Here is a 22,809-nt window from a genome sequence, read left to right as displayed (position 1 = left end):
GGAGCAAAAGGTTGCCGCAGGAGGCGGATACAAAAACGGCCCATCCCGGCAGCGGCCATCGCGCGCGGCTGCGCGAGCGGCTGCTTGCCGGCGGCCCCGATGCGCTCGCCGATTACGAATTGCTCGAGTTCCTGCTCTTCGCCGCAGTGCGCCAGGGCGACACCAAACCCACCGCGAAGGCTCTGATCGCGCATTTCGGCTCGCTCTCCGCAGTTCTGAGCGCGGAGCCAGCGGCGCTCAAACAGGTCAAGGGAGTCGGCAACGCCGGAGCCGCTGCCTTGTGGAGCGTTTCGCTGGCCGCGCGGCGGATGGCCCGGGGGCGAGTCCAGAACGCGCCCGTGCTGGGCAGTTGGCAGGCGCTGCTCGATTACCTCGCGCTCGACATGGCGCATCTCAGCCACGAGCGCGTCCGGGTGCTGTTCCTTAATTCACAGAACCGCCTCGTGCTCGACCATCTCGCCAGCGAAGGCTCGGTCGATCAAGCGGCGATCCACCCACGCGAAGTGATCCGCAAGGCCTTCGATATCGGCGCCACCGCGCTGATCCTGGTCCACAACCACCCCAGCGGTAATCCCGAGCCCAGCCGCGCCGACATCGACATCACCAACCGCATCGCCGAGGCCGGACGCCATCTCGACATCACCGTCCACGATCATGTCATCGTGGGGGCCAACACGCATGTCTCGCTGCGCGCGAAGGGCCTGATCTAGTCCGCCTCATTAGACCCGCGCCAAATCAGCTTTTCGGACTGATACCGTAGCGCGAATACTGACGATCCACCGAAGGCTGAATCCGCGCGGCATGGAGAATGTCCAGCCGCCCCACTTCGTCACCCTGCTGGAGCCGGATGACACCGCGCAGATAGAGACTAGCCGCCTGGCCAGGCACTTTGCGCAATGCAGCGTCGAGGTCAGCCAGAGCCTTGTCCTGCATTCCGAGACGGTGATAGAGCAACGCCCTGCTGTCGAGTGCGGCCGCAGCGTAGTCGGTCTCCCGCACGGCACGATCGCAAATATCCAGGGCTGCATCGCCGCCATAATCCCAAACCGCCGCAAACCAGCACTGTGAATTCAGCAGCTCGTCGTCGCCTGGGCGGTCAGCCAGCGCCTCCTCCAGTCTCGTCCGGGCTTCATTCACCCGCCCGGCGTCGCCTGCATATTCGCCCCACAGCATCGCCACCTCATGGGCTTCGTCCCCTGCGAGACCGAGGCTATCGAGCAGAGCCAGCGCCTGTTCTGCTTCGCCTGTGGCGACCAGAGCCTGTGCCAGCAAGCTTGCGGTTGTCAAATCGCCGGTCAGATCGAACGCCTCCTGGGCCGTCTCGCGCGCTTCTTGCATCCGGCCCAGCTCGTGAAGGACTTCGATCCGGATGGTCAGCCGCTCCACGGTTGCCTCCTCGGCGATTGCGAGGTCGATGTCGGCAAGCGCCCCCTCGTAATCCCGCTTCATGACCTTGAGCAATCCACGCAGAAACATCAGCCCGGCAATGTCGCTGTATTCCTCCGACATCTCGGTGAGGGCCACGATATGCGGCTCCATGCGCTCCGCGATGTCCTCGTCGCCGAGCTCCCACATCCGGCTCGCCTCGGCGATCCGGATGACGGGATCGCCGCTGGCAAGACGCCGCATGGCAGTTTTTTCAGCTGGAATGTCGCCCGGCAGAATTTCGGAAGGGATATAGCTGGCGTAATCGCTTACATGGACCCGCTTGTCGCCGACTTGGATCGAGCGACGGAAGCGCGTTCCGGCAGTGGTCTGGTCGAGTGTGCGAACTCCGGCAATGGAGACGTTCGCATCGCCTTGGGGCAACAGATAAGTCACCTCGGCGGCAGTCGTATAGGGACCGCCGACTTGATAGGGAATATCGCGCCAGGCCGCGCGCGCGCGATCCGGCGAGAAGTCCCAATTGGTAGTCGCAGACTCCATGACGAGCGAGGCGGTGTCGCGATCGAACTCCATGGGATCGAATGCCATGCCGCTCGCCTTGAGGATGCCGGTGCCGGTTTCCTCGTCATAGCTGTACTGGGCATCATGGATGAAGGCATCGACGAGGCCTTCGAGGTACTCCATCGCGTTGCCGATAACACGTTCAGGAACTTTTTCCGCAGCGGGCGCGCGCATGCGTGCGGCCAATATTCCGCGGGTATTCACCTCGATATCGATCAGCGCGGGAATATCGACGCCGCGGCTGAGATCATAGGTCACCCGCAACGTGCGATCGGGGACGGCAGGCCAGCGCTGCTCGATCTCGATCAGCCCGTCGGCATCGGCAGCCAAGGGCAGGGCGTAAGCAAAATCGGGAATTTCGTACATCGAATCCAGTCGGATTCCCGCGCTGGTGCCGTCCAGCCAGTAATCGGTCCCATCGATCAGAGCGCGCACCACCATATGATCGAAGGCACCCGGCTGCGGCTGGAAGACAGAAACCGCATCTCCCCTCTCGGAATGGACCAGCATGGCATCCGCTTCGATGCCCATCTCTCGCAACATTGTGAGCAATAGCAGGCTCTTGGCCTTGCAGTCCCCGTATTTCACCCTCCAGGTCAGCTCTGGTGCTTGCGGTAGATAATTGCCTCCGTTCATTCCGTCGAGAAGATAGGTGACCTCGTCCTGCACGCTCCTCAGCGCAAGCGCGGCGCGCTCGACGGGCACATCGGTTGCCGCCTCGATTCGGGCAATCTCCGCGGCCAGTGCACCGTCGGGTTCGATCGTATCCCGGGTCGCATAATGGGGAGCCATGGTCGCGACGACGTCGCTCCACGATTTGAAGCTGCTCACCTGGACCGCGGGCGGCAGTCTGAACCGGTCGGGTGCGTCCTCCGGCATCTCGTCTGGCTTTGCGATCGGCAGGGCGAGGTCGATTACCGTGTACCCTTCGTGGGCCTGGGGCGCCTCGATCTCGATCTGCCCAAGTGCCTGCCAGCTCAAATTGTCCTCTTGGGGCCAGGAGAGGCGTAGGCGCCCGAACCCCAAGCGGACGGGCTCCGCGGTCGCGCCTTCGGTCGCCTGGACATGTCCGTCCAGCGCCTGATCGCGCAATGTGGTGGAAGTGGCAAAGCGCAACACGTCGCCGACCAGCAGTCCCGGCACCCGCACCACGGCGGTCAACAGGCCATCGACCATGCGATGCTCCAACTGCCGCTCGCGCCGTATGACTTCGGGTTCGACCCCCTGCGCCATCAGGTCGATTGCCCGCTCGTCGCGAATGATCTCCAACCTGTGGATGGTCAGATCACCCTTGTCGGGCATCCAGCCGAATTGGAGTGTACTGTAATCCGAAACCGCCTGTTGATTGGTGACGTCGTAGGCGACGTCGGCATAGCGGGTCACGACCCCGCCCTCGAAGCGGACCTGGCGATCGAGGAGAACAATCTCCTCACCCTGCGCCAACGCGGAATCGAAATCGACCGCTTCGACCCAGCCCGGCGCGGGCGCCTTGAGAACCTTTTCCCCCGCCTGCGCCGGCACGACATAGAGCGCAGCAATAGCCACAGAACTGAAAAGGTTACGCATTCCGACACCCCGGAGGTTTCATGTAGATTGGGGCCCATAGCCTAAAGCGGACCGCCCGTGACGCAACCGTTCATCGATGCCAGCCAACGGATCAGCGCTCGCTGGCGCCTTTCGAAGCATCGGCGCCCCCTTGCCAAGCGACCGGCGCAGCCCTAGCCGGCACCCCGCGTTTCCCTTCTTTTCGGAGCCTGTTATGGTCCCCCGCTATGCCCGTCCCGCGATGACCGCCATTTGGGAACCAGAGGCGAAGTATCGCATCTGGTTCGAAATCGAGGCGCATGCGACCCAGAAGCTCGGCGAATTGGGGGTGGTCCCCGAGGAGGCCGGCAAGGCTCTGTGGGACTGGTGGACCACCGATCCGCAAATCGATGTCGAAGCCATCGATGCGATCGAGGCAGTCACGAAGCACGATGTCATCGCCTTCCTCACCTGGGTCTCCGAACAGGTCGCCGCGCATTCGGGGCAAGACTGGGCGCGGTTCATGCACCAAGGCATGACCAGTTCTGACGTGCTCGACACCACGCTGGCGGTGCAGCTCGCTCGCGCCACCGATATCCTGCTGGAAGATATGGACGGCCTGCTCGCCGCGCTGCGCACACGGGCGATGGAGCACAAATACACCCCCACCATCGGGCGCAGCCACGGCATCCATGCCGAGCCGGTGACGTTCGGGCTCAAGTTGGCGCAGGCCTATGCCGAGTTCGAACGCTGCCGCGCCCGCTTGTGGGATGCCCGCGCCGAGATCGCCACCTGCGCGATCTCGGGGGCGGTGGGCACTTTCGCCAATGTCGATCCGGCAGTGGAGGCCTATGTCGCCGAAAAGCTCGGGCTGGTGCCCGAGACGATCTCGACCCAGGTCATCCCGCGTGACCGGCACGCCATGTATTTCGCGACGCTGGCGGTGGTGGCCGGATCGATCGAGCGGATGGCGGTCGAGATCCGCCATCTCCAGCGCACCGAAGTGCTCGAGGCCGAAGAGTATTTCTCGCCCGGGCAGAAGGGCTCGAGCGCAATGCCGCACAAGCGCAACCCGATCCTCACCGAAAACCTCACCGGCCAGGCGCGGATGATCCGCGCCTATGCCCTGCCCGCGCTGGAGAATGTCGCGCTGTGGCACGAGCGCGACATCTCGCACTCCTCGGTCGAGCGTTTCATTGGGCCCGACGCGACCGTCACGCTCGACTTCGCGCTCACGCGGCTGACCGGCGTGATCGAAAAGCTCCTGATCTACCCCGAGCGCATGCAGGCCAATATGGATCGCATGGGCGGGCTGGTCCATTCGCAGCGCGTGCTGCTGGCCCTGACCCAGGCCGGGGTCAGCCGCGAGAACGCGTATGCCATCGTCCAGCGCAACGCGATGAAAGTGTGGGATTCGGACGGGCGGCTGCAATTGCTCGAGCTGCTCAAGCAGGATACCGATGTGACCGATGCGCTGCCGGAGGGCGAACTCGAAGAGAAATTCGACCTCGGCTATCATTTCAAGCATGTCGACACGCTGTTCGCGCGGGTGTTCGATCAGGAGCCGGAAGGCTGAGCTTGCGTCTTTACGCAACCGCCGCCGGGGCCTAGCATCGGACCGTTCGAACAGGGAAGGAATTGGAGGCCATGCAGATCATCCGCTCGCTCGTCTGGGTGCTGATTCTCGTCATGCTGCTCGTCTTCACGGCCTTTAACTGGCGGCCGGTCGAGGTGACGATCTGGACCAACACCGTCCTCGAAACCAAGATCCCGGCGCTGGCGATCGCCGCCTTCCTGCTTGGGCTGGTGCCGATGTGGCTGATCCATCGTGGCACGAAATGGCGGCTTGAACGGCGCATCGCGGCGCTGGAATCGGCGGCGCGGGTCGGCAGCCGCTCGCGCGCTCCGACGCAGCCCGATGCGGTTGCGCCCGCCGCGAGTCCGGCACCGACGCGGCCGACACAGGAACCCGCCGATCCGCTAACCCCGGCGCCGACCTCGCCGTCCTCGCCCGGGTCTTCAACCCCAGCGCCTTCCACCCCAACACCTTCCACGCCCAACGCATGAGCAATCCGGTCTATCTTGCCCTCGACGAACCCCGGCTGGAGGAAGCGCACGCGCTCGCCGAGCGCGCGAAGCCGCATATCGGCGGGGTCAAGCTGGGGATGGAATTCTTCTATGCGCATGGCCATCACGGCGTGCTCGATATCGCGCATCTCGGCCTGCCGATCTTCCTCGACCTCAAGCTGCACGACATTCCCAACACCGCCGCGCGGGCGATGCAGGCCGTGTCCGTGCTCGAACCGGCGATCGTCACCGTGCACGCCAGCGGCGGGCGCGCGATGATGGAAGATGCCAAGGCCGCAGCGGGCGAACATTGCAAGGTGGTGGCAGTGACCATGCTTACCAGCCTCGACGAGCGCGACCTCGATCGCACCGGGGTGGCAGGTTCGCCGCACGATCATGTCATGCGGCTTGCCGATCTGACGCGCGAGGCCGGGCTCGACGGGATCGTCTGTTCGGGCCGCGAAGTCGCGGCGGTGCATGGCCAGTGGAAAGACGGTTTTCTCATCGTCCCCGGCCTGCGCCCGGCTGGCAGCGCGGCGGGCGACCAGAAGCGCGTCGTCACTCCGCGCCAGGCGCGGGACGACGGGGCAAGCGTGCTGGTCGTCGGGCGACCGATCAGCCGGGCGCCCGATCCGCGGCAGGCTGCACGAGACATCGAAGCGACACTGTAGGAATCCCATGACAACGCAGATCAAGATTTGCGGGCTTTCCACGCCCGAGACGATGGACGCCGCCATCGATGCCGGCGCGACCCATGTCGGGCTGGTCCATTACGAGAAGAGCCCACGCCATGTGGCGCTCGAAGACGCCGCCAAGCTGCGGCGGCGGGTGCCCGAGGGGGTCAAGCTGGTGCTGGTCACCGTGGCGATGCAGCCGCAATATCTCGCGCGCTGCTACGAGGCGCTGCGCCCCGACGTTATCCAGTTCCACGGCTCCGAAACGCCCGAATGGATGGCGCTGGTCCGCAAGACGATCAAGACCGAGACCTGGCGCGCGGTAGGACTGCGCGAAGCCGCGACGCTCGAACGCGCGCGGCAGTTCGCGGATTCGAGCGATTTGCTGCTGTTCGACGCGCCTGCCAAGGAGCTTCCGGGCGGCAACGGCGTCTCGTTCCAGTGGGACCTGCTGCAGGGGTGGGAGCCGTTCATGCCCTGGGGGCTGGCGGGCGGGTTGACCGCCGACAACGTCGCCGAGGCGATCGCGCTGACCAATGCGCCGCTGGTCGATGCCTCGAGCGGGCTGGAAACCGCGCCCGGCGAGAAGAGCGTCGATCTGATCCGCGCCTTCTGCGCGGCAGTGAAGGCCGCCTGACAGCATTTTCGTCCGCGTGAAGCCGAGATGCGCGTGCGGAAACGCAAGCTGTCTCGACTTAGCCCGACGTGACCGGCAAGGGAGCCCGATGGACAATAAGCCCAATTCCTTTCGCACCCAGCCAGACGAACGCGGCCATTTCGGCGATTACGGCGGGCGCTACGTCGCCGAGACGCTGATGCCGCTGGTGCTCGATCTCGAGCGCGAATACCGCGCCGCTCAGGCCGATCCGGCGTTCAAGGCGCAGTTCGACAATCTGCTCGAACATTATGTCGGGCGCCCCAGCCCGCTCTATTTCGCCGAGCGGCTCACAGAGGCGCTCGGCGGCGCGCAGGTGTGGTTCAAACGCGACGAGCTCAACCACACCGGCGCGCACAAGATCAACAATTGCATCGGCCAGATCCTGCTCGCGATCCGCATGGGCAAGACCCGCATCATCGCCGAGACCGGCGCGGGCCAGCACGGCGTCGCCACCGCCACCGTCTGCGCGCGCTTCGGCCTGCCTTGCGTGATTTATATGGGCGCAGAGGATATCCGCCGCCAGCAGCCCAATGTGTTCCGCATGAAGCTGCTCGGAGCTGAGATCGTGCCGGTCACCAGCGGGCGCGGTACGCTCAAGGACGCGATGAACGAAGGGCTGCGCGACTGGGTCGCCAACGTCCACGACACCTTCTACATCATCGGCACCGCTGCGGGCCCGCACCCCTACCCGGAGATGGTCCGCGATTTCCAGAGTGTGATCGGCAAGGAAGCGCGCGTCCAGATGCAGGACCGCATCGGCCGCCTGCCCGACCTGCTGGTGGCCTGCATCGGCGGCGGCTCCAACGCGCTCGGCCTGTTTCACCCCTTCCTCGACGATGCGGATGTGAAGATGCTCGGCGTCGAGGCGGCGGGGCACGGCCTCGACGGTGAGGAACACGCTGCGAGCCTGCTCGGCGGCTTCCCCGGCGTGCTCCACGGCAACAAGACCTACCTGCTGCAGGACGAGGACGGCCAGATCACCGAGGGCCACTCGATCAGCGCCGGGCTCGACTATCCCGGCATCGGTCCCGAACACGCCTGGCTCAAGGATAGCGGACGCATCGAATACACCGCCGTTACCGACGATGAGGCACTGGAAGCCTTCCAACTTTTGTGCCGCACCGAGGGTATCATCCCTGCGCTCGAGCCAGCCCACGCGATCGCCGCGGTGCAGAAGCGCGCCAAGGAGATGGGCCGCGACACGATCATCCTGGCCAACCTTTGTGGCCGTGGGGACAAGGACATCTTCACCGTGGCTGAGAAGCTGGGAGTTGAAATGTGAGACTCTTGGGTGGGCTATTCGCTTTGGCCATTGCTGTCAGCATCGGTGTCGGACTTTGGGCTGGGTTCTTTTCAGCTAGGAGCGATTCCATCTTTATCCGCGACACCGCCGTAATCAGTGCTTTGGTTTTCAGTATCGCTCTGGGCGGCGTCGAACATCTTGAGCGTAAACGAAATGTCTGATCGCCTCTCCAGCGCCTTCTCGGCCCCCCACCCAGCGCTCGTCTGTTTCGTCACCGCAGGCGATGGCGACACCGCGGCCAATCTTGACGCTCTGGTCGCGGGCGGCGCGGATGTGATCGAGCTCGGCATGCCCTTCACCGATCCGATGGCCGATGGCCCCGCGATCCAGAACGCCAACATCCGCTCGCTCAAGGCAGGCACGACCACCGCCGATGTGTTCGCCATCGCCACGGACTTTCGCGAGCGCCATCCGGACGTTCCGCTCGTCCTGATGGGCTATGCCAACCCGATGATCCGGCGAGGCCCTGAATGGTTTGCCGATGCGGCGAAGAAGGCAGGCGTGGACGGCGTGATCTGCGTCGATATCCCGCCCGAGGAGGACGACGCGCTCGGCCCGCAGCTGCGCGCCGCCGGGATCGCACCCATCCGCCTCGCCACCCCAACCACCGATGCCGCGCGACTGCCCGCCGTGATCGAGGGGAGCGAGGGCTTCCTTTATTACGTCGCGGTCGCCGGGATCACCGGCATGCAGCAGGCGGCGATCGGATCGATCGAGGAAAACGTCGCGCGCATCAAGCGATCGACCGACATTCCCGTCGCGGTGGGATTCGGTGTCAGAACGCCCGAACAGGCGGCTGAAATCGCGCGCGTAGCGGATGGCGTGGTCGTCGGATCCGCGCTGGTCGAACTGGTCGCCGAGCACGGGCGGGACGCGCCGGAGCATCTGCGCGCGCTAACCGCCAGCTTGGCAGAAGCCGTGCACACAGCACGCTGATCCTCGTTCGTCATTGCGAGGAGCCGGTCGCGAGGCGGCGATCCCGCTCCGGCGCCAGCCCTACCGTCACGCCGAAGCTGGATTGCTTCGCCTTCGGCTCGCAATGACGAAATTTTCGAGCTAAGGCCCTCCGCATGAACTGGTTCAACCGCGTCCGCAATTCGCTCGCCTTCCTCCCCAAGCGCGAGACCGACAAGGATCTCTGGGTCAAATGCCCGGGATGCCAGCAGATGGTCTTCGCGCAGGAATACGAGGACAATCGTTACGTCTGCCCGCGCTGCGAGCACCATGGCCGCATCGGCGCCGACGAGCGGCTGCGCCAATTGCTCGACGAGGGCTACGATGTCCTGCCCCAGCCCGAAGTCCGCGAGGATCCGCTCAAGTTCCGCGACACCAAGAAATACACCGACCGCCTCAAACAGGCGCGCGCCAAGAATCCGCACCGCGACGCCTTCACCGTGGGCTCGGGCGCGATCGAGGACCGCCCGGCGGTCGTCGGCGTACAGGATTTCGGTTTCATGGGGGGCAGCATGGGCATGGCAGTGGGCACCGCCTTCTGCCAGGGCGCCGAGCGGGCGCTGACGCGGCGCTGCCCCTACATCGTCGTCACCGCGGCGGGTGGCGCGCGGATGCAAGAAGGCATTCTCAGCCTGATGCAGATGCCCAAGGCCACCGTGATGACCCGCCGGCTCAAAGAAGCGGGCCTGCCCTATATCGTCGTCCTGACCGACCCGACCACCGGCGGCGTCACCGCGAGCTACGCCATGCTGGGGGACATCCAGATCGCCGAGCCGGGTGCGTTGATCGGCTTCGCCGGCCAGCGCGTGATCCAGGACACGATCCGCGAACAGCTCCCCGAGGGCTTCCAGCGCGCGGAATATCTGCACAAGCACGGCATGGTCGACATGGTGGTCCACCGCCACGATCTCAAAGACATGTTGGCGACGGTGCTCGATTATCTGCAACCCAAGGTTGCGGCGTAAGCGGGTTCGCCACGAGATGAGGTCGTGAAGGACTTCGCCACCTCCTCCGACGCTGCGGTGCAGGCGCAGCTCGATCGGCTGGCCGCGCTCAGCGTGCCCGATGGGCGGCTTGGGCTGGAGACGATCCGCAAGTTGCTCGCCCGGCTGGGCGATCCGCACAAGCTCCTGCCACCGGTACTCCATGTCGCCGGGACCAATGGCAAGGGCAGCACTTGCGCCTTCCTGCGCGCCATGCTCGAGGCGGACGGCCAGCGGGTCCACATGACCACCAGCCCGCATCTGGTGCGCTATAACGAGCGTATCCGGGTGGCCGGCAAGCTGATCTCCGACGAGCGGCTCGCTGCGCTGCTCGAAGAGGTGCTCGACGCTGGCCACGATCTGGCGCCGAGCTTCTTCGAAGTCACCATCGCCGCCGCCTTTACCGAATTCGCGCGGGTGCCGGCTGATGTTTGCGTGATCGAGGTGGGCCTCGGCGGGCGGTTCGATGCGACCAACGTCTTGGAGCGGCCCGCCGCCTGCGCAATCGCGGCGCTGGGTATCGATCACGAACGCTTCCTGCTCGCCCCTGAGGACGGCGTGCCGCAAATCCCCCTCGCCCGGATCGCTTTCGAGAAGGCGGGGATCGTGAAGCCCGGGGCGCCGCTGGTGACATTGTCCTATCCACCTGAAGCGCAGCCCGAGATCGAACGCGCGGCGCTGAACGCGAACTCACCGCTGGCGGTCCGCGGACGCGACTGGCATTCCAGCACCACCGGCATCGGCCTGCACTATGCCGACCGCGATGGCGAACTCGTCCTCCCGCTGCCGACGCTCCCCGGCGCGCATCAGGCGGAAAACGCCGCGCTCGCTGTCGCGATGCTGCGCCATCAGGATTTCGTCACCGTCTCGCGCGGTGCGATGGCCGAGGGGATCCGTGCCGCCAACTGGCCCGCGCGCTTGCAGCGCCTAGCGCCCGGCACCTTGCGCGGTTCTTCAGTCGGGGGTCGGCCGATCTGGCTCGACGGAGGGCACAACCCCAGCGCGGGTGAGGCGCTGGGTCGGCATTTCGCAGGTCAGCGGCTGCATCTGATCGTCGGCATGCTCGACGCGAAGGACCCGCGCGCGCTGACCGAGCCGCTGGCGGGTTCGATCGCCAGCCTGACCGTGGTGCCGGTACCCGACCACGATTGCCATCCGGCCAGCGCGTTCGGACCCGACGCTCGCTCGGCAGCGGACGTCCCCGCCGCGCTCGCGGCGCTGCACGATGACGGCTTGCCGGTGCTGGTTTCGGGTTCGCTCTATCTCGCAGGCGAGGTGCTGCGGCTCAACGGAACGCTGCCCGACTAGAAGGCAGATAATTCAAGGAGTGGGCACAGGCGCGAGCGATCAAATGGGCGGGTCGTCCCTCGCATCGCCGGGGCCAACCTCGCCGGCTGTGCCCATCGCCGCGTCGACAAGCCCGGAGCGCATCATCCACCAGAACAGGACGATCCCGGGCAGAGCCGCCAAGGTGGTCAGCAGGTAGAAGTTCACATAGCCAAGGGTCTCGATCAAGGTTCCCGCGGTCGTGCCGGTCAGGAACCGCCCGACCACGCTCGCACCGGCGCTGATCAGCGCATATTGCGTGGCGGTGAAGCGCAGGTCGCAAAGTGCGGAAAAATAGGCGACGACCACCACCCCGCCATAGCCGCTCGCGAAGTTTTCGAACCCGATCGCGGCGGCCATGCCCAAGTTGCTCTTGCCCACCGCAGCCAGCGCGGCGAAGCTCAGGTTGGACACCGCCATCAAAACAAGCGCGATCAGCACCGAGCGCTTGAGCCCGAGCCGCGCATAGATGATCCCGCCGATGAATACGCCGATGATCAGGGCCCAGAAGCCGACCCCGATATCGTAGATCGCGATTTCGTCGTTGGTGTAACCGAGATCGTCGAAAAGCAGGCGGAAGGTCAGATTCGCCAGAGTGTCGCCAATCTTGTGGACGAGGATGAACAGCAGCACCAGCCAGGCCCCGCTCCTGCGAAAGAACTCGAGGAACGGCCCGTTGATCGATTGCCACATCTCACCCATGCTGCGCTTTGCCGCAACGATCTGACGCCTGACAGGTTCACCCAGAAGCAGCGCGGTTATCATCGCCGGCAGAGCGAAGACTGCGCACACGATGTAGCCGGCTTCCCAGCCCCAGCGGGCGGCAACGACCAGCGCCAGCGCGCCGGCAGACGCCGCGCCGATCCGCCAACCGTACTGGCTCATCCCCGAACCCGTTCCGAGCTGGTAGGGCTTCAGCGTCTCGATCCGATAGGCGTCGATCACGATGTCGAACGTTGCCCCGGCAAGGCCGAGGAGAACGGCGGACGTCGCGGTCCAGACGATGTCGGCGGTCGGATCGGCGAGCGCCAGATTGACCGTTGCTGCCATCACGAGCAGCCCTGTCAGGATCATCCATGAAACGCGCTGCCCGAGCTTGCCGAGCAACGGAATCCGCACCCCGTCGACCACCCAGGCCCAGAAGAATTTGAGGTTGTAGACCAGAAACGCGAGCGTGAAGGCGGTGACAGTGGCCTTGTCGATCCCGTCCTGCGAAAGCCGTGTGGTCAGCGTCGCCGCCAAAAGCGCGAAGGGGAAGCCGGAAGAGACGCCGAGGAAGAATGCCGCGAGCGATTCTTTCTCCAGGTACGGCTTGATCGATTCCCACGTGCTGCGGCGCTGCGAGTCGCCCGCCCCGATCGATTCGGCCATTCCGTAACGTCCTTCCTAAAAGCACTATTCTTTGCGACACTAGCCTGCGGAGAGAATGAGGAACAGGCGCCATGAGAGCTATCGACACAAAGCATCCTGCGCACCGGCCCACCGAAGGGCAGCTCGCGCTGGCCCGCGAAGTCGCCGATGGCGGTAGGACGAGCGAGCAGCCGGTAACGCGGGTCCCGGCGAGCGTCTACACCGATCCGGCCCATTTCGCGCGCGAGAAGGCCGCGCTCTACGACCGGATGCCGCAGATCCTGTGCCCCAGCGCGCTGCTGCCCGACCCTGGCATGGCGCTTCCGCATGATGCCACCGGACTACCGCTGCTGATCACCCGCGATGCGCAAGGGGAGGTCCATGTCTTCCTCAATGTCTGCCGCCATCGCGGTACGAGGCTGGTCGAGGGCGACGAGGTGCGCTGCACCAGGAAGCTCGTTTGCCCCTATCATGCCTGGACCTATTCGGTGGACGGTCGCCTGCTCGCCCTGCCCCGCCCCGATACCTTCCCCGGCCTCGACAAGGACGCGCACGGGCTAGTCGAACTGCCCAGTTGCGAAAGCGGCGGACTGATCTGGTTTGCTCCGGTCGATGGCGCGGATTTCAGCGATGTCCGCCGCATCGGCAAGGACATGGATGCTTTCGGCACCGCAGACCATGTGCTGTTCCGGCGCAAGACCCACACGGTCAAGGCGAACTGGAAGCTGATCATGGATGCCTTCCTCGAAAGCTATCACGTCACCCGGCTCCACGCCTCGACTATTGGACCCTTCTTCAAGGACGGCGTGACCTCGGGCGACCTGATCGGCCCGCACCACCGCTCGGCGGTCGGACGACTCGAGGATATGGAAACCGTCGATCTTGCCGACATGAGTGCGCTAAGGCGGGTGGTGACCTTTGCCTATCAACTTGTGCCCGGCGCGCTGATCATCCCCAGCCCCGATTATCTCAACGTCATGGCAATGATGCCGCAGGCGCATGACCTCACGCTGGTCGAGGACTTCATGCTCATCCCCGAGGAGCCCGCAACCGACAAGGCGCGCGACCATTGGGAGCGCAGCTGGGCGCTGCTCGACGGCGGGGTCTTCGCAAGCGAGGATTTCCGCGCCGCGGAGCTCGGACAGCAGGGGCTGGCAACCGGCGCGTTGCCCGAATTGACGCTCGGATCGCTCGAAGGGGGGATCGCACGCTATCACGAGACGGTGGCGGAAGCCTTGCGCACTGCCAACTGACCGCGTAGCGGCGCGCAGATGGCCGAAAGACTGCCCGAAGCCGGCGACAGGATCGCCAAGCTGCTCGCACGCGCCGGCGTCGCCAGCCGCCGTGAGATCGAGCGCATGATTGCCGATGGTCGCATCGCGATCGAGGGTAAGGTGCTCGACACCCCCGCGGTCAAGCTGCTCAATTTGCGCGGCGTGACCGTCGACGGCAAGCCGGTCGGCCGCGCCGAGGAAGCCAGGCTCTACGCTTTCCACAAGCCCTCGGGCCTGATTACCGCGGAGCGCGACCCCGCCGGACGTCCGACGATCTACGACGCGCTTCGCAACGCGCTGCCTAAGGGCACACCGAGACTGATGCCGGTGGGCAGGCTCGATTTTACCACCGAAGGCCTGCTGCTGCTGACCAATGACGGTGAGCTCAAGCGGGCGATGGAACTGCCGTCCTCGGGCATCCCCCGCACCTATCGCGCGCGCGCCTTCGGCGACATCACCCAGGCCCAGCTCGACGATCTCTCGCACGGAGTGGAGATCGACGGCATGCGCTACGGCAGTATCGAAGCCGACCTCGAACGCGGTTCGGGTCGCAACCGCTGGATCGTGCTCACGCTGACCGAAGGCAAGAACCGCGAAGTGCGCAACGTACTTGAACATCTCGGGCTTGAGGTCAGCCGGCTGCTGCGCACTGGCTACGGCCCCTTCGACCTCGCCGATCTGCCGCGCGGGCAGGCGGTCCAGATCCGCCACGCCGATGTCGAACGCTTCATCGGCACGCTGCCCAAGCCCAAGAAAGCGAAACCGCAGGAATGAGGATCGTCGCCGGCGCCTGGCGGGGACGCAAGCTAGTGACGCCAAAGGGCGAGACCACCCGCCCGACCGCAGACCGCACGCGCGAGACGCTGTTCAACATGCTCACCAGCCGACTGGGGAGCTTCGAGGGTCTATCGGTCGCCGATCTCTTCGCTGGTTCAGGAGCGCTGGGGATGGAAGCGCTGTCGCGCGGCGCGGCGCATTGCCTGTTCGTCGAGCAGGAACCCGAAGCGCTCAAGGCCATCCGCGCCAATATCGCGGCATTCGACGCGCGCAGCCGCACCAGCGTACAGGCCGGCTCGGTCATGGCATTGGGCGCTGCCCGATCGGCACACGATCTCATCCTGCTCGATCCGCCCTATGGCACGGGCGCGGGCCAGGTCGCGCTCGACCGGATGATGCGCTACGGCTGGTTCGACGCATCGAGCTGGATCGTGCTCGAGACCGGCGCCGACGAAATCGTCGCAATCAAGCAGCTCGAGATCGAGGCCGAACGCCGCGTCGGCAAGGCCAAGCTGACCTTCCTGCGGCTCGCCAGCTAGGTCATTCCTGCGGCGGATAACGCTCGAATTCGGGCAGGCGATGCGCCTCCTTCATCCATGAAAGGCGTTCTGCAGTCTGGATATGCGCCTGCGCGGGAAGCTCGTCCGGTTCGTCCAGCGTGGCGGATTGCACATCGACCAGACCCGGAAGCATCTCGTCATTGGTGTAGAACAGGCCCGTGCCGCACTGGATGCAGAAATGGCGGCGGGCGTGTTCGGACGAGGCATAGGTCGATGGTTCGCCCGAGACCGCCAATTGCTCCTGCGCCATCATCGCCCAGCCGACCATCGGCGCACCCGCGGCCCGACGGCAGTCCACACAATGGCATAGCGCGTGGTTGAGCGGCATGCCGGAAATCTCGTAGCGGATCGCACCGCAATGGCATCCCCCGGTCAGCATGGTGATTCCTCCTCGATGCTTTTGCCCGCGAGAATGCGCTTGCGCGGAACAAAAGGAAAGGGCGGCACCGCCTGCGCGGTCCCGCCCTTTTTCTTGTTTGTCAGCCGTGCTTACATTTCGCTGGCGGGCTGGCCCGGCCAGTAATCGAGCGGGCGCGCCACACCTGCACCGCGCTTGCCGGCTTCCCAGGCGTTGATGCAATTGTCCTGCTCGTTCGCCGAACAGATAGGCAGTTCGCCCGTGGGGGGGCCCTGGTCACCGGGCGTGGCCTGAACCCGTTCGATACTCCGGTACTGGATATTTCCGCCCGTAGCGGTCGCCGCCCGCGGGGCCGTAGTGGTCCGGGCGCTCGCTGTGGCCGGCGTGGTGGTCGCGCCGGTCATCTGGTTCATGACGGCGGTCCAAGCGGCGGCACGCTGTTGCGGCGCCATCCCGACAATCTGCACACGCTGCTCGTCGGTGAGTAGCCACCAACCGCTGGTCTGCTCTTCGTTCAGAGTCCAGTAGTATTCCTGAACATTGACCGGCCAGCGCGTGTAGGCAATACGCTGTTCGTCTTCCCAGTTCATGTACATCTGTTGCTGGGCCGGGGTCATGTTGTATGCTCCTGCATCCATATTCTGGGCCATGTCTTGGGAAATCGCGGGAGCGGCAGAGAAGGCCAGCGCTGCAGCGCCGGCGAGAATGAAATTACGCATGGGAATTGTCTCCGATTACACTTGCTGTCCCTTTCTCTACGCAGCACAGCCGCGAGGGTTCCCTGCCCTTGCTTCCCCAGTCGTCGTTCCCTAACTGTTCGCCTGCATCATGACTTCGTCCGAAACCCCTCCGCCGCCCGCCGACCCGGGCGCGCTGCCCGCCTATGCGAAAAACCTCAACGGTCCGCAGAAGGACGCGGTGCTGACCACCGAGGGCCCGGTTCTGATGCTGGCGGGCGCCGGCACGGGCAAGACCGCCGCGCTCACCGCGCGGCTCGCGCATCTGATTGCCACACGGCGCGCCTGGCCAAGCGAGATTCTCTGCGTCACCTTCACCAACAAGGCCGCACGCGAGATGCGCGAGCGGGTCGGCCGCCATATCGGTGATGCGGTTGAAGGCATGCCGTGGCTTGGCACCTTCCACTCGATCGGCGCGAAGATGCTGCGCCGCCATGCGGAACTGGTCGGGCTGAAGAGCAATTACACCATCATCGACACCGACGATCAGCTGCGGCTGCTCAAGCAGCTGATCCGCGAGGCCGAGCTCGACGAGAAGCGCTGGCCCGCGCGCCAGCTCGCGAGCCTGCTCGATCGCTGGAAGAACCGCGGGCTCAACCCCGCCGTTCTCGATGCGGTCGAGAACGAGGCCTATGCCAATGGGCGCGGGCAGGAGTTCTATGCGCTCTACCAGGAGCGGTTGAAGGCGCTCAACGCCTGCGATTTCGGCGATCTGCTACTGCACATGCTCAACATCCTGCGGCGGCATCGCGATGTGCTCGAGCAATATCAGCAGCGCTTCAAATACATCCTGGTCGACGAATATCAGGACACCAACCAGGTCCAGTATCTGTGGCTGCGGCTGCTGGCGCAGGAGCGGCGCAATATCTGCGTCGTCGGCGACGACGACCAGTCGATCTATTCCTGGCGCGGGGCCGAGGTGGCGAATATCCTCAAGTTCGAAAAGGATTTTCCCGGCGCGGCGGTGATCAAGCTCGAGCAGAACTATCGCTCCACTCCGCAGATCCTTGCGGCCGCATCGGGGCTGATCGATGCCAACAGCCAGCGGCTTGGCAAGACGCTCTGGACCAACCTGCCCGAGGGCGACAAGATCAAGGCCATCGGCGTCTGGGACGGGCCCGAGGAAGCGCGGCGCCTGGGCGAGGACATCGAACGGCTCGAACGCGAGGGCGCCTCGCTGGACGAGGTTGCGATCCTGGTCCGCGCGCAATACCAGACCCGCGAAATCGAGGACCGTTTCATCCAGATCGGGCTGGGTTATCGCATCATCGGCGGTTTCCGATTCTACGAGCGTGCCGAAATCCGCGATGCGCTCGCCTATCTCCGGGTGATCGAGCAGCCCGCCGACGACCTCGCCTTCGAGCGCATCTACAACCAGCCCAAGCGCGGCCTCGGCGCCAAGACGCTCGATGCCATGCGGCGCCACGCGAAACGCACGGGTATGCCGCTCGCCGCCGCCTCGATCGATCTGTGCGACAGCGACGAACTCCCGGCGCGCGCGCGCGCCACGCTCAAGGCGCTGCTCCAGCAATTCCTGCTGTGGCGGGAGGGCGCGGAGAAGGAGACGCCTGCCAATCTGCTGCGGCGGGTCGTGACGGAAAGCGGCTACGAGGACATGCTGCAGAAGGATCGCGGGCCTGAAAGCGCAGGCCGGCTCGAGAACCTCTCAGAACTCGCGCGGGCGATGGAGGATTACGACACGCTCACCGATTTCCTCGAGCATGTCAGCCTGGTGATGGAGAACGATGCGCGCGACCAGGGCGAGAAGGTCACCATCATGACCATGCACGCGGCCAAGGGGCTCGAGTTCGACCATGTCTTCCTGCCGGGCTGGGAGGAAGGGGTGTTCCCCAGCCAGCGCTCGCTCGACGAAGGTGGACTCGCCAGCCTCGAGGAGGAACGGCGGCTGGCCTACGTCGCGATCACCCGCGCCAAGCGGCGCTGCACGATCCTCCACGCAGCCAACCGGCGGATCTATGGCCAGTGGACCAGCTCGATCCCCAGCCGGTTCATCGATGAGCTGCCCAGCGAGTATGTCGAGCAGGAGACCACCCTCGCGGGTGGTGCTTCGCTGTGGCGCGCCAACTGGAGCGAGCAGGAAGATCCCTTTGCGCATGTCTCGACCGCCCGCCCCGACAAATCGGCGACGCGCGGGCCCGGCTGGCAGCGGGCGCTGGCGACCGGCTACGATAGCAAGCCGGTCAGACTGGCGGAGAGCAAGCGCAGCGCCGCCAGCTTTGCCGCCAAGCCGCGCAGCGATATCGCCATCGGCGCGCGCGTGTTCCACGACAAATTCGGATACGGAAATGTCGCCGGGCAGGACGGCAACAAGCTCGAGATCGCCTTCGAGAAGGCGGGGACCAAGCGGGTGCTCGACAGCTTCGTCAAGCTGGCCGAGTAAGCGAGCCAGCGCTCAGCGCGTCAGGCGCTCAGCGAAATCCCACGCCCAGGAAATCGGGCCGAGGACCGTTCCATTCGCCATCGCCGGCAGAATCGTCCTGACGCTGCGGCTTGGAAGCCTGCTTGGATTCGGATTTTTCCGCCCTGGGTGCGCGTTCGCGGCGCGGTTTCGAGGGACGCTCCTCACGAGCTTCGACCCGGGCCGGCTCTCGAGCGGCTTCCTGTTTGGCCGGAGCTTCCTGTGGAGCCTCGTCGCGGCCACTATCCGCGTCGGCGCGCGGCTTGCGCGCTCGCCGGGGCTTTTCGCCAACCGGCTTGTCGTCGGCGGCTTCCTGGTCGGCAGCCCTCTTTGCCGCCGGCTTGTCCCGATTCTGTTTCGGCGCGCTGTCCTTGAGATCGACGCGGACGTCGTCCTTGCCGAACACCGCGATCTTGTGACCGGTCAGCTTCTCGACATTGTCGATCGCCTCGGCATCATCGTCGGTGACGAAGGTAAAGGCACGTCCCTTGGCGCCCGCCCTGCCAGTGCGGCCGATGCGGTGGACATAGTCGTCCGGATGCCAAGGCGTATCGTAATTGAAGATGTGGCTGACACCCTTGATGTCGAGCCCACGCGCAGCAACGTCGCTGGCGACGAGAATGTTGATATCGCCCGACTTGAACCGGTCGAGTTCCTGGATTCGCGTCGCTTGGTCGATATCGCCATGGATCTCGCCGCTGGAGAAGCCTTCGCGCTGCAAATGCTTGTTGAGCTCGCGCACGGTCGTCTTGCGATTCGAGAACACGATCGCGGTTTCGACATGGTCGTTGCGCAGCAGCCATTCGAGCGTCTCGCGCTTCTTGCGCGCCGACACCTGGATCTTGAACGCGGTGATGTCCTTGTTGGTGGACGCCGCGCGGCTGACCTCGATCCGCTTGGGATTGTTCATGAATTTCTTCGAGAGCTTCTCGATCGGCGGCGGCATCGTCGCCGAGAACAGCATGGTCTGGCGCTGCTCGGGCAGTTTCGAGCAGATGAACTCGATGTCGGGGATGAACCCCATGTCGAGCATCCGGTCGGCCTCGTCGATCACCAGCAATTCGCAGCCGTTGAGCAGGATCTTGCCGCGCTCGAACAGGTCCATCAGCCGGCCCGGGGTCGCGATCAACACATCGACGCCTTCGTTGAGCGCCTTGATCTGGTCGCCCATCTGCACGCCGCCGATCAGCAGCGCGAGCTTGAGATCGTGATTCTTGCCGTATTTCTCGAAATTCTCCGCCACCTGCGCGGCGAGTTCGCGCGTCGGGGCGAGAATCAGCGAGCGCGGCATCAGCGCGCGGCGGCGGCCGCTGGCCATGATGTCGATCATCGGCAGGACGAAGCTGGCGGTCTTGCCGGTGCCGGTCTGGGCGATACCGACGATGTCCTTCATCATCAGGATCGGCGGAATCGCCTGCGCCTGGATGTCGGTGGGCACGGTATAGCCCGCGGATTCCACCGCTTTAAGCAGGGTCGGGGAGAGGCCGAGTTCGGCAAAGGTCATGCGGTTTCGCGTGGTCCGATAATGAAAAGGAGTATTGGGCGCTGCGGCCACGAATGCAGCAGGAGCGCCGCGCCCATCGCCGGAAAGCTCGTGAAAGTCAAGAATTCACGGAGCAGGCCCGCGACCAAGAGTAGCTATTCGACCACCCGGACCAATTGGCTCAGCCGTGCCACTTCGCATTTCGCGCCGCTGCGGGCATGCAACTGGTCGCGGTCGACGCAGAGTTGCCCGTCCCGGCTGTTCTCCATGTAGAAGCCCGAATAGAAGTCGCGCGCCGAGCAGGATTTTTCCAGCGTGGCGGAAATCAGCCGCCGGTCGCGCAGGAACAGCAGCAGGCGGTTGCTGCCCTCGGCGTGGACCCCGGCGATGCTCTGCACCGGCAGGCAGTCGCCGATCGGGCGTTCCAGATAGCGCGGCTGCGAACTGCGCGGCGGCAGGCTGGCGGTCAGGTTCTGGCGCACGGGACCGGGTCGCGGAGCGATCCGGATGATCACCCGCTGCTGGATCCGGACCTGTTCGAAGACCGGGGTCTGTTGCGGCAGGAGAAAGGGCAGATAGGCGTCGGGCAGGCGCACCGCCGGCCCCTCGGAGGTTTCTTCGAGAGCCGCCTGCTCGGTCAATCGCGCATTGGCATCCTCCAGCACGTCTGGATGAAACGGAGCGCTCGCAACGGGAAACAGCAGCCCGAAGGACGCGAGGATGGCGGCAAGCGAATTCATTGCGTAATCGGACGATGCTCCCTGGCCACGCCGGTTGCGGCGCGCGGTCGATGAAACCCGCTGGTGGCCACCCCTGCTTGAATAGCGGCTTAATCCCTCGCTCTCCTTTGACAAGAGGTGGCGAGCGAAGCCGCGCATGTGGCATGAAGATGGCATGTCTGACGAAACCGACGCGAATCGCCCCTTTCTTGCCGCCGTTGCCGAATTGCTAGGCACCCGCGGATTCACCTGCGATCCCGAGCTGGTCGAGCCATGGCTGACCGACTGGCGGGGCCGCTACACGGGTGCCGCGCTCGGCCTTGCCTCTCCGCGCAACACCCAGGAAGCGAGCGCGCTGGTCAAGCTGTGTGCGCAGCATGGCGTGCCAATCGTTGCGCAGGGCGGCAACAGCGGTATGTCGGGCGGCGCGACGCCCGACCAAAGCGGCGGTGCCCTGCTCCTCAGCCTGCGGCGAATGGATGCGATCCGCGCGCTCGACACCGAGGGCAGGGAGATCGTCTGCGACGCAGGCGTCATCCTGCAAGACCTGCACGAGGCTGCCGAAGCCGCGCGGCTGCGCTTTCCGCTTACGCTGGGCGGCAAGGGCTCGGCCACGATCGGGGGGCTGGTATCGACCAATGCCGGCGGGACGCAGGTGCTGCGCCATGGCACGATGCGCGCACAGGTACTGGGGCTCGAAGCGGTGCTGGCCGACGGCAGCGTCTACGATTCGCTGACCCCGCTCAAGAAGGATAATCGCGGCTTCGATCTCAAGCAGATGCTGATCGGGTCGGAGGGGACGCTCGGCATCGTCACCGCCGCCAATCTGCGGCTGCTGCCCGAGACCGGCGGTCGGCTGGTGATCTGGGCCGGGCTCGGCTCTATCGCTCAGGCGCGGCAGTTGCTGCTCCATGCCCAGGCCGAAGCGGGGGACCAGCTCGAGGGTTTCGAGGTGATCCCCGCGCATTCCCTCGCCGCGGTGCTCGACCATCTGCCCGCCGCTCGCGCGCCGCTTCAGGGCGACCATGCCTGGCACGCGCTGATCGAACTGGTCGCCGATGCAGGCGAAGAGGAACGGCTCCAACCGCTGGCGGAAAACCTGCTGGCTAGGGCGCTCGATCTCGGGTCGATCGAGGATGCCACCATCGCCGCCAGCGAATCGCAGGCCGAGGCGTTCTGGCTGCTGCGCGATTCGATTGCGCCGGCCGAGCGCGCGATCGGCCCGGCGATGCAGCACGATATCTCGGTACCCGTGGCGAGCATGGCCGAGTTCGTCGCGGAGGCCATCCCGCAGGTCGAAGCGCGCTTCCCCGGCACAAGCGCCGTCGCCTTCGGCCATCTCGGTGACGGCAATGTCCATTTCCATGTCCTCGCCCCGACCGGTGCGGTGCGCGGCGAATGGGAGCGCGACCAGGGCAAACCGATCAGCGGTTTCGTCCACGACCTCGTTACCCGATGGGGTGGCTCGATCAGCGCCGAGCACGGGATTGGGCAGGTCAAGGTGGACGAGCTGGAGCGGCTCGGCGATCCTGTGGCGCTGGCGATGATGCGCGCGGTGAAGCAGGCGCTCGACCCCGATGGCATCCTCAATCCGGGCAAGCTGGTCCGGGTTGCACCCGCGAACGGCAACGCCTAAAGCGCGCTTTCCACGCGCGTTCCGGGTCCGTCCCGGATATGCAAACGACATTCCAGCTCG

General features: G+C 65.2%; 20 protein-coding genes. 14 read left to right on the top strand and 6 right to left on the bottom strand.

Going from position 1 to position 22,809, the window contains the following annotated elements; translation table 11 throughout:
• Positions 1–11: 11 nt before the first annotated feature.
• The gene (radC, locus tag ACWIKC_RS03730; protein ID WP_454598786.1) at positions 12–710 is read left to right on the top strand and encodes a RadC family protein; all 699 of its coding nucleotides are present in this window, start codon (positions 12–14) and stop codon (positions 708–710) included.
• A gap of 25 nt (positions 711–735) precedes the next feature.
• Here the strand turns inward: radC and ACWIKC_RS03725 are convergent, their stop codons facing one another.
• A complete protein-coding gene (locus ACWIKC_RS03725) occupies positions 736–3,513 on the bottom strand; it encodes a DUF3857 domain-containing protein (protein ID WP_454598785.1) in 2,778 nt (925 codons plus the stop codon).
• A gap of 193 nt (positions 3,514–3,706) precedes the next feature.
• Here ACWIKC_RS03725 and purB point away from each other — a divergent pair, with 193 nt between their 5' ends.
• The 8 genes from purB (at position 3,707) to ACWIKC_RS03685 (ending at position 11,418) form a co-directional block, all read left to right on the top strand.
• The gene (purB, locus tag ACWIKC_RS03720; RefSeq protein WP_454598784.1) at positions 3,707–5,047 is read left to right on the top strand and encodes an adenylosuccinate lyase; all 1,341 of its coding nucleotides are present in this window, start codon (positions 3,707–3,709) and stop codon (positions 5,045–5,047) included.
• A 71-nt stretch (positions 5,048–5,118) separates the two neighbouring features.
• The gene (locus ACWIKC_RS03715) at positions 5,119–5,538 is read left to right on the top strand and encodes a DUF1049 domain-containing protein (protein ID WP_454598783.1); all 420 of its coding nucleotides are present in this window, start codon (positions 5,119–5,121) and stop codon (positions 5,536–5,538) included.
• The gene (gene pyrF, locus ACWIKC_RS03710; RefSeq protein ID WP_454598782.1) at positions 5,535–6,209 is read left to right on the top strand and encodes an orotidine-5'-phosphate decarboxylase; all 675 of its coding nucleotides are present in this window, start codon (positions 5,535–5,537) and stop codon (positions 6,207–6,209) included. Before ACWIKC_RS03715 ends, pyrF begins: the two co-directional genes overlap by 4 nt.
• Before the next feature lie 7 nt (positions 6,210–6,216).
• Complete coding sequence (locus ACWIKC_RS03705; protein WP_454598781.1) at positions 6,217–6,849, top strand: phosphoribosylanthranilate isomerase; 633 nt, start codon at positions 6,217–6,219, stop codon at positions 6,847–6,849.
• A gap of 88 nt (positions 6,850–6,937) precedes the next feature.
• Positions 6,938–8,152 carry a tryptophan synthase subunit beta gene (trpB, locus tag ACWIKC_RS03700; RefSeq protein ID WP_454598780.1) on the top strand — a complete coding sequence of 405 codons (1,215 nt, stop codon included), beginning with the start codon at positions 6,938–6,940 and terminating at the stop codon, positions 8,150–8,152.
• A gap of 174 nt (positions 8,153–8,326) precedes the next feature.
• Positions 8,327–9,109 (top strand): tryptophan synthase subunit alpha, encoded by a 783-nt coding sequence (gene trpA / locus ACWIKC_RS03695; protein ID WP_454598779.1) that lies wholly within the window; start codon positions 8,327–8,329, stop codon positions 9,107–9,109.
• 134 nt (positions 9,110–9,243) lie between these two features.
• Entirely contained in the window at positions 9,244–10,092 is an 849-nt protein-coding gene (accD, locus tag ACWIKC_RS03690; RefSeq protein WP_454598778.1) for an acetyl-CoA carboxylase, carboxyltransferase subunit beta, read from the top strand.
• A gap of 24 nt (positions 10,093–10,116) precedes the next feature.
• On the top strand, positions 10,117–11,418 hold the full coding sequence (locus tag ACWIKC_RS03685; protein WP_454598777.1) for a bifunctional folylpolyglutamate synthase/dihydrofolate synthase: 1,302 nt from the start codon (positions 10,117–10,119) through the stop codon (positions 11,416–11,418).
• Positions 11,419–11,457: 39 nt separating this feature from the next.
• On the opposite strand, the gene ACWIKC_RS03680 is transcribed toward ACWIKC_RS03685, so the two are convergent.
• A complete protein-coding gene (locus ACWIKC_RS03680; protein ID WP_454598776.1) occupies positions 11,458–12,807 on the bottom strand; it encodes an AmpG family muropeptide MFS transporter in 1,350 nt (449 codons plus the stop codon).
• A 71-nt stretch (positions 12,808–12,878) separates the two neighbouring features.
• Here ACWIKC_RS03680 and ACWIKC_RS03675 point away from each other — a divergent pair, with 71 nt between their 5' ends.
• Genes ACWIKC_RS03675 through rsmD form a run of 3 tightly spaced genes read left to right on the top strand, consistent with a single transcriptional unit; the run spans position 12,879 to position 15,376 of the window.
• Positions 12,879–14,039 carry an aromatic ring-hydroxylating oxygenase subunit alpha gene (locus tag ACWIKC_RS03675; protein WP_454598775.1) on the top strand — a complete coding sequence of 387 codons (1,161 nt, stop codon included), beginning with the start codon at positions 12,879–12,881 and terminating at the stop codon, positions 14,037–14,039.
• A gap of 18 nt (positions 14,040–14,057) precedes the next feature.
• Positions 14,058–14,834 carry a pseudouridine synthase gene (locus ACWIKC_RS03670; RefSeq protein ID WP_454598774.1) on the top strand — a complete coding sequence of 259 codons (777 nt, stop codon included), beginning with the start codon at positions 14,058–14,060 and terminating at the stop codon, positions 14,832–14,834.
• The gene (gene rsmD, locus ACWIKC_RS03665; RefSeq protein ID WP_454598773.1) at positions 14,831–15,376 is read left to right on the top strand and encodes a 16S rRNA (guanine(966)-N(2))-methyltransferase RsmD; all 546 of its coding nucleotides are present in this window, start codon (positions 14,831–14,833) and stop codon (positions 15,374–15,376) included. The genes ACWIKC_RS03670 and rsmD overlap by 4 nt, the downstream gene beginning before the upstream one ends.
• Position 15,377: 1 nt before the next feature.
• Here the strand turns inward: rsmD and ACWIKC_RS03660 are convergent, their stop codons facing one another.
• Both ACWIKC_RS03660 and ACWIKC_RS03655 read right to left on the bottom strand, forming a co-directional pair.
• Positions 15,378–15,776, bottom strand: coding sequence for a GFA family protein (locus ACWIKC_RS03660; RefSeq protein ID WP_454598772.1), 399 nt, complete (start codon positions 15,774–15,776; stop codon positions 15,378–15,380).
• Positions 15,777–15,886: 110 nt separating this feature from the next.
• Positions 15,887–16,474, bottom strand: coding sequence for a hypothetical protein (locus tag ACWIKC_RS03655; protein WP_454598771.1), 588 nt, complete (start codon positions 16,472–16,474; stop codon positions 15,887–15,889).
• 109 nt (positions 16,475–16,583) lie between these two features.
• Between ACWIKC_RS03655 and ACWIKC_RS03650 the strand changes: the two genes are divergently transcribed.
• Positions 16,584–18,893 (top strand): ATP-dependent helicase, encoded by a 2,310-nt coding sequence (locus tag ACWIKC_RS03650; protein WP_454598770.1) that lies wholly within the window; start codon positions 16,584–16,586, stop codon positions 18,891–18,893.
• Between the two features lie 28 nt (positions 18,894–18,921).
• Here ACWIKC_RS03650 and ACWIKC_RS03645 read toward each other — a convergent pair whose 3' ends face one another.
• Together ACWIKC_RS03645 and ACWIKC_RS03640 are read right to left on the bottom strand one after the other, a co-directional pair.
• Positions 18,922–20,415, bottom strand: a complete 1,494-nt coding sequence (locus ACWIKC_RS03645) for a DEAD/DEAH box helicase (protein WP_454598769.1) — start codon at positions 20,413–20,415, stop codon at positions 18,922–18,924.
• Positions 20,416–20,549: 134 nt separating this feature from the next.
• The gene (locus tag ACWIKC_RS03640) at positions 20,550–21,134 is read right to left on the bottom strand and encodes a hypothetical protein (protein WP_454598768.1); all 585 of its coding nucleotides are present in this window, start codon (positions 21,132–21,134) and stop codon (positions 20,550–20,552) included.
• Between the two features lie 154 nt (positions 21,135–21,288).
• On the opposite strand from ACWIKC_RS03640, the gene ACWIKC_RS03635 reads away from it, so the two are divergent.
• Positions 21,289–22,749 carry an FAD-binding oxidoreductase gene (locus tag ACWIKC_RS03635; RefSeq protein ID WP_454598767.1) on the top strand — a complete coding sequence of 487 codons (1,461 nt, stop codon included), beginning with the start codon at positions 21,289–21,291 and terminating at the stop codon, positions 22,747–22,749.
• Positions 22,750–22,809: the final 60 nt, after the last annotated feature.

The organism is Qipengyuania sp. SM2507, from assembly GCF_053714505.1.
The sequence above is the reverse complement of the archived record's forward strand: the minus strand, read 5'-3'. Positions and strand labels throughout refer to the sequence as shown.